12 protein-coding genes are annotated in these 13,705 nt (G+C 63.9%); 4 read left to right on the top strand and 8 right to left on the bottom strand.

All coding sequences use genetic code 11. From position 1 onward, the window contains the following. Window positions 1-2 precede the first annotated feature (2 nt). The 6 genes from F759_RS0102260 to F759_RS0102235 all read right to left on the bottom strand — a co-directional run bounded on the left by F759_RS0102260 (window position 3) and on the right by F759_RS0102235 (window position 7,495). Window positions 3-1,187: an enoyl-CoA hydratase/isomerase family protein gene (locus F759_RS0102260; protein WP_027798408.1), complete on the bottom strand. Its 1,185-nt coding sequence runs from the start codon at window positions 1,185-1,187 to the stop codon at window positions 3-5. After that, window positions 1,187-2,020 carry an enoyl-CoA hydratase gene (locus F759_RS0102255; RefSeq protein WP_027798407.1) on the bottom strand — a complete coding sequence of 278 codons (834 nt, stop codon included), beginning with the start codon at window positions 2,018-2,020 and terminating at the stop codon, window positions 1,187-1,189. The genes F759_RS0102260 and F759_RS0102255 overlap by 1 nt, the downstream gene beginning before the upstream one ends. Then, window positions 2,017-2,934 (bottom strand): 3-hydroxyisobutyrate dehydrogenase, encoded by a 918-nt coding sequence (gene mmsB, locus F759_RS0102250; RefSeq protein WP_027798406.1) that lies wholly within the window; start codon window positions 2,932-2,934, stop codon window positions 2,017-2,019. The genes F759_RS0102255 and mmsB overlap by 4 nt, the downstream gene beginning before the upstream one ends. Window positions 2,935-2,962: 28 nt before the next feature. Further along, window positions 2,963-4,471 (bottom strand): CoA-acylating methylmalonate-semialdehyde dehydrogenase, encoded by a 1,509-nt coding sequence (locus F759_RS0102245; protein WP_027798405.1) that lies wholly within the window; start codon window positions 4,469-4,471, stop codon window positions 2,963-2,965. Between the two features lie 91 nt (window positions 4,472-4,562). After that, a complete protein-coding gene (locus F759_RS0102240; RefSeq protein ID WP_027798404.1) occupies window positions 4,563-6,266 on the bottom strand; it encodes an AMP-binding protein in 1,704 nt (567 codons plus the stop codon). A gap of 95 nt (window positions 6,267-6,361) precedes the next feature. Continuing rightward, window positions 6,362-7,495, bottom strand: a complete 1,134-nt coding sequence (locus F759_RS0102235; protein WP_027798403.1) for an acyl-CoA dehydrogenase family protein — start codon at window positions 7,493-7,495, stop codon at window positions 6,362-6,364. A gap of 210 nt (window positions 7,496-7,705) precedes the next feature. On the opposite strand from F759_RS0102235, the gene F759_RS0102230 reads away from it, so the two are divergent. The 4 genes from F759_RS0102230 (at window position 7,706) to F759_RS0102215 (ending at window position 12,987) form a co-directional block, all read left to right on the top strand. Further along, window positions 7,706-8,743: an AraC family transcriptional regulator gene (locus F759_RS0102230; RefSeq protein ID WP_027798402.1), complete on the top strand. Its 1,038-nt coding sequence runs from the start codon at window positions 7,706-7,708 to the stop codon at window positions 8,741-8,743. Window positions 8,744-8,825: 82 nt separating this feature from the next. Continuing rightward, complete coding sequence (locus F759_RS0102225; protein ID WP_027798401.1) at window positions 8,826-10,544, top strand: NfeD family protein; 1,719 nt, start codon at window positions 8,826-8,828, stop codon at window positions 10,542-10,544. Between the two features lie 180 nt (window positions 10,545-10,724). Next, window positions 10,725-11,501 (top strand): slipin family protein, encoded by a 777-nt coding sequence (locus F759_RS0102220; protein WP_027798400.1) that lies wholly within the window; start codon window positions 10,725-10,727, stop codon window positions 11,499-11,501. A 184-nt stretch (window positions 11,502-11,685) separates the two neighbouring features. Continuing rightward, the gene (locus F759_RS0102215) at window positions 11,686-12,987 is read left to right on the top strand and encodes an NCS2 family permease (protein WP_027798399.1); all 1,302 of its coding nucleotides are present in this window, start codon (window positions 11,686-11,688) and stop codon (window positions 12,985-12,987) included. Between the two features lie 30 nt (window positions 12,988-13,017). Here F759_RS0102215 and F759_RS0102210 read toward each other — a convergent pair whose 3' ends face one another. Further along, entirely contained in the window at window positions 13,018-13,308 is a 291-nt protein-coding gene (locus F759_RS0102210) for a DUF1488 family protein (protein ID WP_025597272.1), read from the bottom strand. 172 nt (window positions 13,309-13,480) lie between these two features. After that, a complete protein-coding gene (locus F759_RS37150; RefSeq protein ID WP_036023354.1) occupies window positions 13,481-13,702 on the bottom strand; it encodes a hypothetical protein in 222 nt (73 codons plus the stop codon). Window positions 13,703-13,705: the final 3 nt, after the last annotated feature.

Genomic DNA, 13,705 nt, shown 5'->3' with positions numbered 1-13,705 from the left:
CATCAGTTCGGCCCGGCCCCCAGGTCGGCCAATGGATGCGTCTCCTGCTTCCACGGCGAAGCGAGAAAATGCCTGACGCGCTCAGGCCGCACTTCCGCAAGCGTGGCGGGCGCCCAGCGTCCTTTGCGGTCTTTGTCGATCAACTGCGCGCGCACGCCTTCGCAGAAATCGCCCTCCTCGATCGCGCGCTTCACGATACCGAGTTCCATCCGGAAGCACTCGGCGAGTGTCATTTGCCGGCCACGCAACAGCGCCTCGCGCGTGACGTAAAGCATGGTGGGCGAGTGAGCGGCGAGCGTATCGTAAGTTGACTGCAGCCACTGCCTGACTTCGCGCGGCGGGTCGCGTTCGAGATCGTGCCGCAACGTCGCCATGATTCTGTCGACGCCCGCACGCCGGTCGAAGTGCCGCAGGATCAGTTGCGTGAATGGCGTAAGCGCAGCGTGCGGCACGATGTTGCACGGCGGTTCGACCACGGCACGCAATGCGCTCATGAGGTCGCCTTCGTGCGACATGCGTTGCAAACGCTCTTCGGAAGAAGCAAGCCAGTCGGCCGGCACGCATTGATCGGCCAGTTGCAGGCGCAACGCATCGGCGCCGGACAACGTTGCGCCGGTCAGGCCGACATACAATTCGAGCTCCGCAGGCATCACGCTCAGAAAACGGGTTGCACCGACGTCGGGCAGGAAGCCGATGCGCGTTTCCGGCATCGCGATCTTGCTGCGCTCGGTAACGATGCGCAAGCGCGCTGCCTGCCCGAGCCCCATGCCGCCACCCATCGCAATACCGTCGAGTATCGCGACCACCGGCTTTGGAAACGTGTGCAACGCGTAATCGAGCCGATACTCGTCGACGAAAAACGCGAGCCAGCGGCTGTCGCCGTTCTTCGCGAGCCGATGCACTTCGCGCACATCGCCGCCCGCACAAAAGCCCTTGTTTCCAGCACCTTTCAGCACGAGCGCGACAATGCCGCCGTCGTTGCGGCAATGTTCGACGAGCATCGCGAGCTCGCGAATCATCGCGTGCGATAGCGCATTGAGCGCTGCCGGCCGGTTCAGTGTGATGACCGCGACGCGGTTGATCACGCGAAACAGTATCTCTCGTTGTGCTTCACCGGCTCTGTCGGACGTAACTCCGGACGTAACACCCGATTCGACATCGGGTGCGGCGCTTTGCAAGGCGCTCATCATTGCGTCTCCTTGTCGGCGTATACCGCTTGCCCGGCCTGCCCGGCTTGCCCGGCTTGCGCCACGTGCCAGCGCGGCGCACGCTTTTCGAGGAACGCGTTGACGCCTTCGCGCTGATCGGCGCCGTCGAACAGGTCCACAAAACGCTCGCGCTCCAGTGCAAGCGCGGCGCAGCGCGGTACGCCATTGCGCGCGTGATGAATCAGCGTCTTGCTGAAGCCGACTGCCTGCGGACTGAGCGTCGCGACGCGCGCCGCCATTGTCAGCGCAGCCTCGCGCGCGGCGCCCCTTTCCACGACCTCTTCGACAAGACCGATGCGCAGCGCGGTCGCCGCGTCCACGCGTTCGCCCGTGAGAATCATGCGCTTCGCCCAACCTTCGCCGACGAGCCACGGCAGCGTTTGCGTGCCGCAACCGCATGGCAGCAAGCCGACTGCGGTTTCGGGCAGCGCCATCACCGCGTGCTGCTCGGCGATGCGGATGTCGCAAGCGAGCGCGCATTCGAGCCCGCCGCCCATCGCGTAGCCGTTGATCGCCGCGATCACGACGGGCCGCGCATTCTGCAACGCTTCGAACGCCGCGCCGAAGCGCGCCGCCGCGACGCGCGCGACTTCGCGATCGCCATCGGCGAAAGTGTTCAGGTCGGCGCCCGCGCTGAAGAACTTCGGTCCTTCGCCGGTAATTACAATTGCGCGGACATTAGCCTCGCCGTTCAGGCGCTCCACCGTCTGCCGCAATTGCATTAAGCCTTCGGGCGTGAAGGCATTCGCGGGCGGACGCTTCAGCGTGAGTTGCACAACGGCGCCGCCATGCGCGTAGTCGAGTTCGATCATCGCGCATCTCCATTGCCTGCGTCATTACCGGCGTGGCTACGATACAGCTTGATGACCGCGGAAAAGTCCAGACGTCCCGCGCCTTTTGCGCTCATCGTTTGATAAAGCTGCTGCGCGAGCGCACCGAGGTAGACCGGTTGACGCGCGAACCTGGCGGCGTCGGTGGCAAGCCCGAGGTCTTTCAGCATCAGATCCGTACCGAAGCCGCCGCTATATTCGCGCGACGACGGCGCACTATCGATCACACCCGGCATCGGGTTATACGTGTCCGAACTCCAGCACCGCCCCGTCGACGTATTGATGATGCCGGCCAGCACTTTCACGTCGATGCCGAGCGCTTCACCCAGCGACATGGCCTCGGCGACGCCCGCCATCGTGATGCCGAGCACGAGGTTATTGCAGATCTTCGCGACCTGGCCCGTGCCGGTATCGCCGCAATGCACGATGTTCTTGCCCATCGCCGACAACACAGGCTTGACGTGCTCGTATGCACTCGCGCTGCCGCCGACCATGAAGGTCAGCGTGCCCGCGGCCGCACCGCCGGTTCCACCGGACACCGGTGCGTCGACAAACGTGTTGCCGCGTTGCTGCGCGAGTTCGGCAAACGCCTTGACGCTCGCCGGATCGATCGTGCTCGAATCGACGATGGCAACGCCCGGCGGAATGCCGGCCAGCACGCCGTCATCCGCGGTCAGCACGCTGCGCACATGTGCTGCCGCAGGCAGCATCGTGATCACGCATTCGACATCGGCCACCGCCGCTTTCGGCGAGCCGGCAGCCTGAGCGCCCGCGTCGACGAGCGCCTGCACCGCCTCCGCACTAAGGTCGAATACATTGACAACGTGGCCCGCTTTCAGCAGGTTGTGCGCCATTGGCGCGCCCATATTGCCGAGGCCGATAAAGCCTATTTTCATGATCTCGTCTCCGTTCTTGCGGGCTCGTTTAGCGCAGGCTGATCGTCGTGTTCACGCCGTCGTTGACGGTGTCGTCGTCGAACCAGCGCGCTGTGACGGTTTTGGTTTGCGTGTAGAACTGCACGACCTGCTTGCCATATGGCCCGAGGTCGCCGAGCTTCGAGCCGCGCGAACCCGTAAAGCTGAAGAACGGCACGGGCACTGGAATCGGAATGTTGATGCCAACCTGGCCCACGTCGATTTCGCTCTGGAACTTGCGCGCGGCCGCGCCGCTCTGCGTGAAAAGGCCCACACCGTTGCCGAACGGATTGCGGTTGACGAGCGCGATTGCGTCGTCGAGCGTTGCCGCGTTCAGCACCAGCAGCACCGGCCCGAAAATCTCCGTGCGATAGATTTCCATCTCCATGCCGACGTCCGTGAAAATCGTCGGCCCGATAAAATTCCCTTGCTCGTAGCCCGGCACCTTCACGTCACGGCCGTCGAGAGCAAGCGTGGCGCCTTCGTTCACGCCCGTTTCGATCAAGCCGAGAATGCGCTGCTTCGCCGCGCGCGAAACAACGGGGCCGATATCGGTGTTCGGTTCGTTGCCCGCGTTGACTTTCAGCGTCTTCGCCTTTGCGACGAGGTCCGGCAGCCATTGCTGCGCGGCGCCCACCAGCACGACAACCGAGGTCGCCATACAACGCTGCCCCGCCGCGCCGAAGCCCGCACCCGCAAGCGCGTTCAAGGTCTGCTCGCGGTTTGCATCGGGCAGCACGACGGCGTGGTTCTTTGCGCCCATCATCGATTGCACGCGTTTGCCGTGTTCGCTGCCGAGGCGATATACATGTGTGCCCACCGCCGTCGAGCCGACGAACGAAATCGCCTTCACGAGTTCATGCGTGCATAGCGCGTCGACCACCTCCTTGCCGCCGTGCACGACGTTCAGCACGCCTTTCGGCACGCCCGCTTCGAGCGCGAGCTCGACGAGTTGCATCGTCGACAAAGGGTCCTGCTCAGAAGGCTTCAGCACGAACGTATTGCCGCATACGATGGCCATCGGGAACATCCACAGCGGGATCATCGCGGGAAAGTTGAACGGCGTGATACCTGCACATACGCCGAGCGGCTGGCGCAGCGTGTACGTATCGACTCCGCCCGCGACGTTTTCCGCGAATTCGCCTTGCTGCAAGGTGCCGATCGAACATGCATGCTCGACCACTTCGAGCCCGCGGAAGATGTCGCCCTCGGCGTCGGGAATCGTCTTGCCCTGCTCCGCGCTCAGCGTCTTTGCGATGCGCGGCATATGCTCGCGAATCAACGCCTGATATCTGAGCATGATGCGCATGCGCGCGCCGATCGGCGTGTCCTTCCACGTTCTGAACGCAGCATGCGCCGAGCGGATCGCTTCGTTGATCTCATCGACGGTGGCAAACGGCACGCGCGCCAGCACCTCTTGCGTGGCCGGGTTGACGATGTCGCGCCATTCGGTGGTTTTCGATTCGACGAATTCGCCGTTGATCAACAGCTTGACGGTATTTGAAGCAATTGCGTTCATGCTTAAAACTCCTGTGCGGTGGCCACATCGCGGCCGGACAGTGACTGAAAATCAAACGCGCTGAATGACGTTCGACGCAGGCCGATAGAGCTCAACGCAGGTCCGGGAAATCTTCTTCCCAGTACTCATCCGGCAAGCGTGCCGGTTGCGCTTCGCGCTCCATTTCGCGGCGCCGCAACTCCACGCGGCGAATCTTGCCGGAGATGGTCTTCGGCAACTCGCTGAATTGCAGACGGCGAATCCGCTTATACGGTGCGAGCTTTTCGCGCGAGAACGCGAATACGGCGCGCGCGAGTTCGGGCCCGGCTTCATAGCCCTGGCGCACCGTGACGAACGCTTTGGGCACCGAGAGGCGCAGCGCATCGGCGCTCGGCACTACGGCGGCTTCGCCGATGGCCTCATGCTCGATCAGCACGCTTTCGAGTTCGAACGGGCTCAACCGGTAATCAGACGATTTGAAAACGTCGTCGGCCCGACCGACGTACACGTAGTAGCCGTCATCGCGTCGCAGCGCGACATCGGACGTGCGGTAAAAACCGTTGCGCATCGCTTGCGCGGTGGCTTTCTCGTTGTTCGCGTAGCCCGTCATCAGACCGAGCGGACGCTGCGCCCCGTCAGGCCCGATCGGCAATGCGATTTCGCCTTCGGTCACCGGCTGATCGTCGGCATCGAGCAGTTCGATGCTGTAGCCCGGCAATGGTCGTCCCATCGAACCCGCGACAACGGGTTGCCCCGGCGAATTGCCGATCTGGCAAGTGGTCTCAGTCTGCCCGAAACCGTCGCGGATCGTGATGCCCCAGGCGTGCTTCACGCGTTCGATAATCTCCGGATTCAACGGCTCGCCCGCACCGACAACCTCACGCAGCTTCACCGGATAATCGACGAGACGCTCCTGCACGAGCATGCGCCAGACGGTGGGCGGCGCGCACAGTGTCGTGACGTTGAAACGCACCAGCACATTCAGCGTGTCTTTCGGCACGAAGCGCGCGAAGTTGAAAACGAACACGCACGCTTGCGCATTCCACGGTGCGAAGAAGCAGCTCCACGCATGCTTGGCCCAGCCGGGCGAGCTGATATTCCAATGGATGTCGTTCGGTTGCAGGCCAATCCAATACATGGTCGAGAGGTGGCCCACTGGATAGCTTTGGTGCGTATGCTCGACGAGCTTCGGCTTCGAGGTCGTGCCGGATGTGAAGTAAAGCAGCAGCGGATCGGTGGCGCGCGTCACACCGTCAGGCGTGAATTGCGGCGACGCGTCATACGCCGCTGCAATATCGATCCAGCCGTCGCGCGGTGCGCCGACTGAAAGACGCGTCAACGGCACGTCGAGCGAATCGAATTTGGACAGTTCCGCACTGTCGACCACCACGAAGTTCGCGCCGCCGATCTGCACGCGGTCGCGCACATCGTCGGCGGAAAGCTGGGTCGTGGCCGGCAGCACGATGGCGCCGAGCTTCATTGCGGCGAGCATCACGTCCCACAGTTCGACGCGATTCGGCAGCATCAGCAGCACGCGGTCGCCGCGCTTCACGCCCACGCTGCGCAGAAAATTGGCCATGCGCGCGGAGCGCTCCGACATCTGCGCATACGACAGGCGCAAGCCGTCGCCCGCTGGGTCGTCCACGATCCATAACGCGGGGTTGTCGTTGCCGCGCGCGATCACGTCGAAGTAGTCGAGCGCCCAGTTGAACTCGTCCAGCGCAGGCCACGCGAACTCGCGGTATGCACGCTCGTAATCGGTTCGATGTCGCAATAATAGGTCACGCGCGTCGAAAAAAGTTTTCGCTGCAGTCATGGTCGTCTCCTGATGGGCGCGGTATGAATCCGCTTTTGCTCGGGTTGGGTTTTATCCGCAAGCTATTTTGCGCTCAAACGCGACTCGCGCAGCGTTCAAACGTGACGCGCGATCACCATGCGCTGCACTTCGCTGGTTCCTTCGTAAATCTGCGTGATGCGAGCGTCGCGGTAGTGGCGCTCCACCGCGTAGTCCTCGAGATAGCCGTAGCCGCCGTGAATCTGGATCGCGTTCGAGCAGATCTGTTCGGCGGTCTCGGACGCAAACAGTTTCGCCTGCGATGCCTCCGACAAACACGGCTCGCCCGCCGAGCGCAGCCGCGCCGCGTGATGCACGAGCAGGCGCGCGGCGTTCAGGCGCGTGGCCATGTCGGCGAGCATGTTGGCGATGGTCTGATGGTCCTTCAGCGCCTTGCCGAACTGCATGCGCTCGCTGGCATAGGCGCGCGCGGCGTCGAACGCGGCGCGCGCGATGCCCACGGCTTGCGCGGCGATGCCGATGCGCCCGCCTTCGAGATTCGACAGCGCGATGCGCAAGCCCTCGCCCGGTTCGCCGAGCAGATTCGCTTGCGGCACCGCGCAGTCGTCGAGTGAAATCGGACAGGTGTCGGACGCGCGAATGCCGAGCTTGTGTTCCGGCTTGCCGACATTGAAGCCCGGTGTATCCGTCGGCACGATAAACGCGGACAGGCCACGCTTGCCCCGCTCGGGATCGGTGACGGCGAATACGATCGCAAGGTCGGCGCGCGCGCCGTTGGTCACGAACTGCTTGCTGCCGTTGAGTATCCACTTGCCGTCGCGCAGCACCGCACGGGTGCGCAGATTGTTCGCTTCGGAGCCCGCTTGCGGCTCGGTCAGGCAGAACGCGCCGATGCGCCGGCCCGTGGCGAGGTCCTGCAAATAGCGGTCTTTTTGCGCGTCGCTACCGAAGTTCAGGATCGGCCCGCAGCCGACTGAGTTATGCACGCTCATCAGCGTCGCGCACGCGGCGCAGCCCGCGGCGATCTCTTCAAGCGCGAGTGCGTAGGCCACGTAGTCGGTGTAAGAGCCGCCCCACTGCGGCGGCACGATCATGCCGAGAAAACCGAGCTCGCCCATTTGCCTGACCACGTCCGCGGGCAGATGCGCATCGCGGTCCCATTGGGCAGCGTTCGGCGCGAGGCGTTCGGTCGCGAAGTCGCGGGCGGCGTCGCGGATCATGCGTTGTTCTTCAGTGTAGAAGCTGTCCATGAGCCTGGGTCCTGTGCTTGCGTTCGAGGCCCAGTGTAGGCAAGCCGGCCGCCGGCTTCGATGCTCAGCCCGCTCATTGTGTGTGAGCGCATTTGCCATAGAGGTAGGATACGATGGCGCACACACGCGGTTTTTATGCTTTGACCGGTTCGCCACAAGGAAAATGTTGAGCGCGATTGCCACCTTGCCCACACTTGCAAACAAACGCGGATGAAAACCGATAAAGGCACGATCTCCGTGAGTCTCGTCGAGGAAACGCTTGCGCTTGCGAAGGCACGCGGTTTGGATGCGTTGCCGCTCGCCGAAGCCGCCGGTATCGCGGCGCCCATGCTCGCATCGCCGAAAAGCCGCGTGTCGTCCGCGCAATACGGCGCCCTGTGGGCCGGCATCGCACGCGCGCTCGACGACGAATTCTTCGGGCAGGACTCGCATCGCATGAAATGCGGCAGCTTCATCGCGATGACGCAGACCGCGCTCACGGCGCGCAACGGCGCGCAGGCGCTGGCCCGCGCGGTCGGCTTCATGCGGCTCGTGCTGGACGACCTCAGCGCATGCATCGAGACCGACGCAGAGCGCGTGCGGCTGCGCTTTGTCGAACGCGAAGGCGCAAAGCCGCCGGCGATGTTCGCTTACGCGACGTATTTCATCGTCGTCTATGGGCTGTTGTGCTGGCTGGTCGGACGCCGCATTCCGTTGATCGAGGCGCGCTTTCGCTGTGCGGAGCCCCCCGCCGCGCACGAGTACCGGCTGATGTTCTGCGACGATATGACATTCGGGCAACCCGGCTCGTACGTGGATCTCTCGCCGGTGTTTCTCGATTTGCCGGTAATCCAGACACCGGGATCGGCCAAACCATTCTTGCGCGACGCGCCGGCGAGCTTCGTCGTCAAGTACCGCAATCCCGGCTCGTTCGCCGCGCGCGTGCGCAAGACGCTGCGGGCGCTGCCTATGATCAGCTGGCCCGCCGCCGATCAGATGGCCGCCCGCCTGCACGTCGCCGAGGCAACCATGCGGCGGCGGCTGAAGCAGGAAGGCCATACGTATCAGTCGATCAAGGACGACCTGCGGCGCGACATTGCAATCGGCGAACTCCAGCAATCGGGGCGCACGATCGCGGACATCGCCGCTTTGCTGGGCTTTGCCGAGCCAAGCGCGTTTCATCGCGCGTTCCGCAAATGGACAGGCATGCGGCCCACCGACTATCGGCCGGCGCGTGCGGGCTTCACGCGTCGCGTGGAATCGGACTAAGCTGTAAGCAGCAGGCCAGTCTTCCTGGAGTGTCGGCCCGCGCCGGTCGATATCCGTCGACGGCGCGCGGCGCCCGTTAGCAATGAGCACGTATTCGCGTCGCCCGTTCCGGCAATCTGGCGCGCGCCGGCCGCCTATCCGCGGCGGTGTCGTGCGCCGGTTCATGCGCGGCATGACCGCGTGTGGGATGCTTTTGGCGTTCGTGTTCGCGGCTGCGTTCGCGCTGTGCGAATACTTGATGGTATCTACGGCTCAGGCGGCGCCCGTCGCTACACAGGCCACCGCTGTGCACGCGCCCAACAGCGTCGTCGTCATTCCGGTTAGCGGCGCGATTGGTCCGGCGAGCGCCGATTTCATCGTGCGCAGCCTTCAGCGCGCCGCCGACGATCATGCGCAACTCGCGGTGCTGCAACTGGACACACCGGGCGGGCTCGATACGTCGATGCGGCAAATCATCAAGGCAATTCTCGGCTCCCCGGTTCCGGTGGCGACGTTCATCGCGCCGAGCGGCGCGCGGGCGGCGAGCGCGGGCACGTACATCGTCTATGCGAGCCACATCGCGGCGATGGCGCCCGGCACGAATCTGGGTGCGGCGACGCCGATTCAGATGGGCATCGGCGGGACGGAACCAGCTGGGCGCGGCAAGCCGGGCCTGCCGGGCTTGCCCGGCACGGACGATCGCGAGCCGGAGGGGTCGGCGGGGTCGGCAAGTGGCGCGGGCGGTGCCGCGGGAGGTGCTTCTGGCCACGTTTCAAGCGGCGCGTCTCCGAGCGCTTCGCGCGGCGCCGCAAGTGGCGCCTCTACCAGCGCTACAAGCGCACTCCCGCTCGACACCCAATCGACCGAATTGCGCAAGCAGGTTCACGATGCTGCCGCCTATATCCGCGGCCTCGCGCAGATGCGCGGGCGCAACGCCGACTGGGCCGAACGCGCGGTGCGCGAAGCGGTGAGCCTGAGCGCAAGTGACGCGCTCGCGCAGCATGTCGTCGATCTGAATGCGCGCGACGTGCCCGATCTGCTGCGCCAGCTCAACGGCCGCACGGTCACGACGAGCGCGGGCAACATCAGGCTCGCGACAGCGCAGGCGCCCGTCGTCACGCTCGAAGCCGACTGGCGCAGTCATTTCCTCGCGGTCATCACCGATCCGAACGTCGCGCTGATGCTGCTGATGCTCGGCATGTACGGCCTCTTTTTCGAATTCGCCAATCCGGGCTTCGTGCTGCCGGGCGTGGTCGGCGCGATCAGTCTGCTGATCGGGCTCTTCGCGATGCAGATGCTGCCGATCAACTACGTCGGCCTCGGGCTGATCTTTCTCGGCATTGCCTTTCTCATCGGCGAGGCGTTTTTGCCGACGTTCGGTTCGCTCGGCTTCGGCGGCATCGTGGCGTTCGTGATTGGCGCGTTGATGCTGATCGATACCGACGTGCCCGGCTACGGCATTCCGTTGCCGATGATCGCCGCCGTTGTCGTGTTCAGCGTGCTGTTCGTGCTGGGCGTGTCGAGACTCGCGCTGCGCGCGCGGCGCCGGCCGGTGGTGGCCGGATCGGAAGGGCTGATCGGCAGCGTGGGAGTGGTGCTCGAAGGCGGCCTGCTCGGCGATGCGGCGGTACCCAACGGCACGTCCGCCGGCTGGGCGCGGGTGAACGGCGAGCGCTGGCAAGTGTCGAGCGCTGGTCCTGTCGCGGCGGGTCAGGCGGTGCGTGTGACCGCGCGACATGGGCTGACGCTCACGGTGGGGCCTCTGGAGCAGTCGACGGATGAAGCAGCAAGGACTTCGCCAGGGGCCGGAGCAACGCGTTGATGCGTGAACTATGGCTGACCGGTTTGCATCGGACCGAGTACGGTGCAAAAGCGTCAATTGTGGTCGACAGCTGTGCATGGGACCAGAGTAAGGCGCTAAAGCGCCAACTCTGGTCGACCGCTGTGCATGGGACCAGAGTAAGGCGCTAAAGCGCCAACTCTGGTCGACAGGAGAAAGCTCATGATTGGGTTTACATTTGGCTTCACCAGCATCCTGATCCTGTTGGCGGCCGCGCTGATCGCCTCGTCGATAAGGATCTTTCGCGAGTACGAACGCGGCGTCGTGTTCATGCTCGGACGCTTCTGGAAGGTCAAGGGGCCGGGGCTCGTGCTCATCATTCCGGTCGTCCAGCAGGCGGTGCGCATGGACTTGCGCACCATCGTGTTCGACGTCCCGCCGCAAGATGTAATCACGCGCGACAACGTCTCGGTGAAAGTCAACGCGGTCGTCTATTTCCGCGTGGTCGATCCGGAAAAAGCAGTGATCCAGGTGGCGCGCTACTTCGAGGCGACAAGCCAGCTATCGCAGACGACGTTGCGCGCAGTGCTCGGCAAACATGAACTCGATGAGTTGCTCGCCGAGCGCGAGCAACTGAACGCCGACATCCAGAAAGTGCTCGACGCGCAGACCGATGCGTGGGGCATCAAGGTGGCGATCGTCGAAATCAAACATGTGGACATCAACGAAACGATGATCCGCGCGATTGCCCGCCAAGCAGAAGCCGAGCGCGAACGGCGCGCCAAGGTGATTCACGCGGAAGGCGAATTGCAGGCCTCGCAGCAACTGCTGCAAGCCGCGCAGACGCTCGCACTTCAGCCGCAGGCAATGCAGTTGCGTTATCTGCAAACCCTCACGACGATTGCCGCCGACAAGAACTCGACCATCGTGTTTCCACTGCCGATCGACCTGCTCAGCGCCGTGCTCGATCGCTTTAGCAAGCCGACGACGCCCGGTTGAGCCGCCCAAGCCGCGCTGCCCGCGATTGCAACACGCCCGGACGGTGGACGACTCAAGCCGCGCCTGCCACTCCTCTTTCCGCCCCGCTTGCCGCCATTTCACCGCCACATCGTAAATTCGCTTGCGGCTGCGGCGGGGGCGCTGGCAAGGTATCATCTCGCCCCTACGACGAGAGACCCGCCATATGGAATCCATAAAACGCTACTTTGGCCTCGACGCCGCCGGCACTAATGTGCGCACGGAAGTGCTGGCCGGCCTGACCACTTTTCTGACGATGGCCTACATCATCTTCGTGAACCCGGCAATTCTGGGCGACGCGGGGATGCCGAAAGAAGCCGTATTCGTCGCGACCTGCATCGTGGCCGCGCTCGCCTCGCTGATGATGGGTCTCTATGCGAACTATCCGATCGCGCTCGCGCCGGGCATGGGCCTGAACGCGTATTTCGCGTACACCGTGGTCAAGGGCATGGGTTTCACCTGGCAAGCCGCGCTCGGCGCGGTGTTCATCTCCGGCTGCCTGTTTCTCGTCGTCACGCTGTTTCGCGTGCGTGAAGTGATCGTCAAAGGCATTCCGCACTCGATCCGCATTGCCATTACCGGCGGCATCGGCCTCTTTCTCGCGATCATTTCGCTGAAGACGGCGGGCGTGGTGGTCGGCAATCCGGCTACCCTCGTCACGCTCGGCGATCTGCATAACCCGCATGTGGTGCTGGCGATCATCGGCTTCTTCGCCATCGTCACGCTCGACTATCTGCGGGTTCGCGGCGCGATTCTGATCGGCATTGTCGGCGTGACCGTGCTGAGCTTTTTCTTCGGCGGCAACGAGTTTCACGGCATCGTCTCAGCGCCGCCTTCGATTTCGCCGACGCTGTTCCAGCTCGACATCCGCGGCGCGCTGTCCACCGGCGTGCTGAACGTGATCCTCGTGTTCTTTCTCGTCGAACTGTTCGATGCAACCGGCACGCTGATGGGCGTGGCCAATCGCGCGGGACTGCTCGTCGAAGGCAAGATGCACCGCCTGAACCGCGCGCTGCTCGCCGACAGCACCGCCATTCTGGCCGGCTCGATGCTCGGCACATCGTCGACGACCGCATATATCGAAAGCGCGTCGGGCGTGCAGGCAGGCGGGCGCACCGGCGTGACCGCGATCACCGTGGCTGTGCTGTTCCTCGCGGCGCTGTTCTTCGCGCCGCTCGCGGGCGTGGTGCCGGGTTATGCGACGGCGCCGGCTCTGCTCTATGTATCGTGCCTGATGCTGCGCGAAATGCTCGACCTGCCGTGGGACGACGCAACGGAGGTCGTACCGGCCGCGCTGACCGCACTGCTGATGCCGTTCACCTACTCCATTGCCAACGGCGTCGCGTTCGGTTTCATCTCGTATGCGGGACTGAAGCTGCTCACCGGCCGCGCGCGGCAGGTGAAGCTCGTGGTGTGGATCATCGCCGCGATTTTTCTGTTCCGCTATTTCTATCTCGGCAGCGAGTAGGCTCGCGTCCGGCCCGGCGTGTCGCTCTCCTCAGGCACGCCAGTTCGCTTCGTAAAAGCGCACATAACCGCTGCGCAGCACGACGCACTGAGCGCTCGTCTCGGACAGCAGACGCCGCGTGGCCGCTTCGATACGCTCGCGGTGCGTGTCGAATGCACCGACCATGTCTTCGAGGCGCGGCGAGGCAGCGCCAAAGTGATCTTCCAGCGCTTCCGCGGTGATCATGCACTCGACCCTCTGCCCATCGACCAGCGCCGGGAACGCCAGGGTGAGTTCGCGACCTGAATATTCAGGGCTTTCATTCGGGAAAAGGATCTGCATGGGAGTCACCTGGAAGTTGGGCGCTGCGCATGATTCGCACGGGTATTGCGCACGCCGGTTGCATCTGGTCGCGCCTGCAGCTCCCTCCTCCTTGTCCAATGCTGGCGACGCGGGCTCGTCATCCGTCGCGCGCGGACGCACTTCGCGCCTCGCGACGATGATTTGATTCACTTTAGACGAGTTCGCGCGCGGCGCAAGTTTTCCTTTTTGTTTGCTTGATCCCGGTGCAGCGTGCTGCGTCGATCGTGCGGGGTGCGTCATGCCGCTGCGGTGTTTTCCCTGCCGCGCGCAGAGCTTTGCCTCCTGTAATATGGGGTTCGGCCGCTAGCGAGATGCTGCGCTGCGGCATCGAACGGCGGGCAACGTACCCGCCGCCTTCGATTACCGGAGACATGCT

Origin of the sequence: Paraburkholderia dilworthii (assembly GCF_000472525.1) — a bacterium.
Lineage (GTDB): Bacteria > Pseudomonadota > Gammaproteobacteria > Burkholderiales > Burkholderiaceae > Paraburkholderia > Paraburkholderia dilworthii.
This window is presented reverse-complemented; position numbering and strand designations above follow the sequence as displayed.

Bases quoted from the DNA above. Each gene is read 5' to 3' on its own strand.
- F759_RS0102260 (WP_027798408.1), bottom strand. From the start codon at position 1,187: ATGAGCGCCTTGCAAAGCGCCGCACCCGATGTCGAATCGGGTGTTACG.
- F759_RS0102255 (WP_027798407.1), bottom strand. From the start codon at position 2,020: ATGATCGAACTCGACTACGCGCATGGCGGCGCCGTTGTGCAACTCACG.
- mmsB (WP_027798406.1), bottom strand. From the start codon at position 2,934: ATGAAAATAGGCTTTATCGGCCTCGGCAATATGGGCGCGCCAATGGCG.
- F759_RS0102245 (WP_027798405.1), bottom strand. From the start codon at position 4,471: ATGAACGCAATTGCTTCAAATACCGTCAAGCTGTTGATCAACGGCGAA.
- F759_RS0102240 (WP_027798404.1), bottom strand. From the start codon at position 6,266: ATGACTGCAGCGAAAACTTTTTTCGACGCGCGTGACCTATTATTGCGA.
- F759_RS0102235 (WP_027798403.1), bottom strand. From the start codon at position 7,495: ATGGACAGCTTCTACACTGAAGAACAACGCATGATCCGCGACGCCGCC.
- F759_RS0102230 (WP_027798402.1), top strand. From the start codon at position 7,706: ATGAAAACCGATAAAGGCACGATCTCCGTGAGTCTCGTCGAGGAAACG.
- F759_RS0102225 (WP_027798401.1), top strand. From the start codon at position 8,826: ATGAGCACGTATTCGCGTCGCCCGTTCCGGCAATCTGGCGCGCGCCGG.
- F759_RS0102220 (WP_027798400.1), top strand. From the start codon at position 10,725: ATGATTGGGTTTACATTTGGCTTCACCAGCATCCTGATCCTGTTGGCG.
- F759_RS0102215 (WP_027798399.1), top strand. From the start codon at position 11,686: ATGGAATCCATAAAACGCTACTTTGGCCTCGACGCCGCCGGCACTAAT.
- F759_RS0102210 (WP_025597272.1), bottom strand. From the start codon at position 13,308: ATGCAGATCCTTTTCCCGAATGAAAGCCCTGAATATTCAGGTCGCGAA.
- F759_RS37150 (WP_036023354.1), bottom strand. From the start codon at position 13,702: ATGTCTCCGGTAATCGAAGGCGGCGGGTACGTTGCCCGCCGTTCGATG.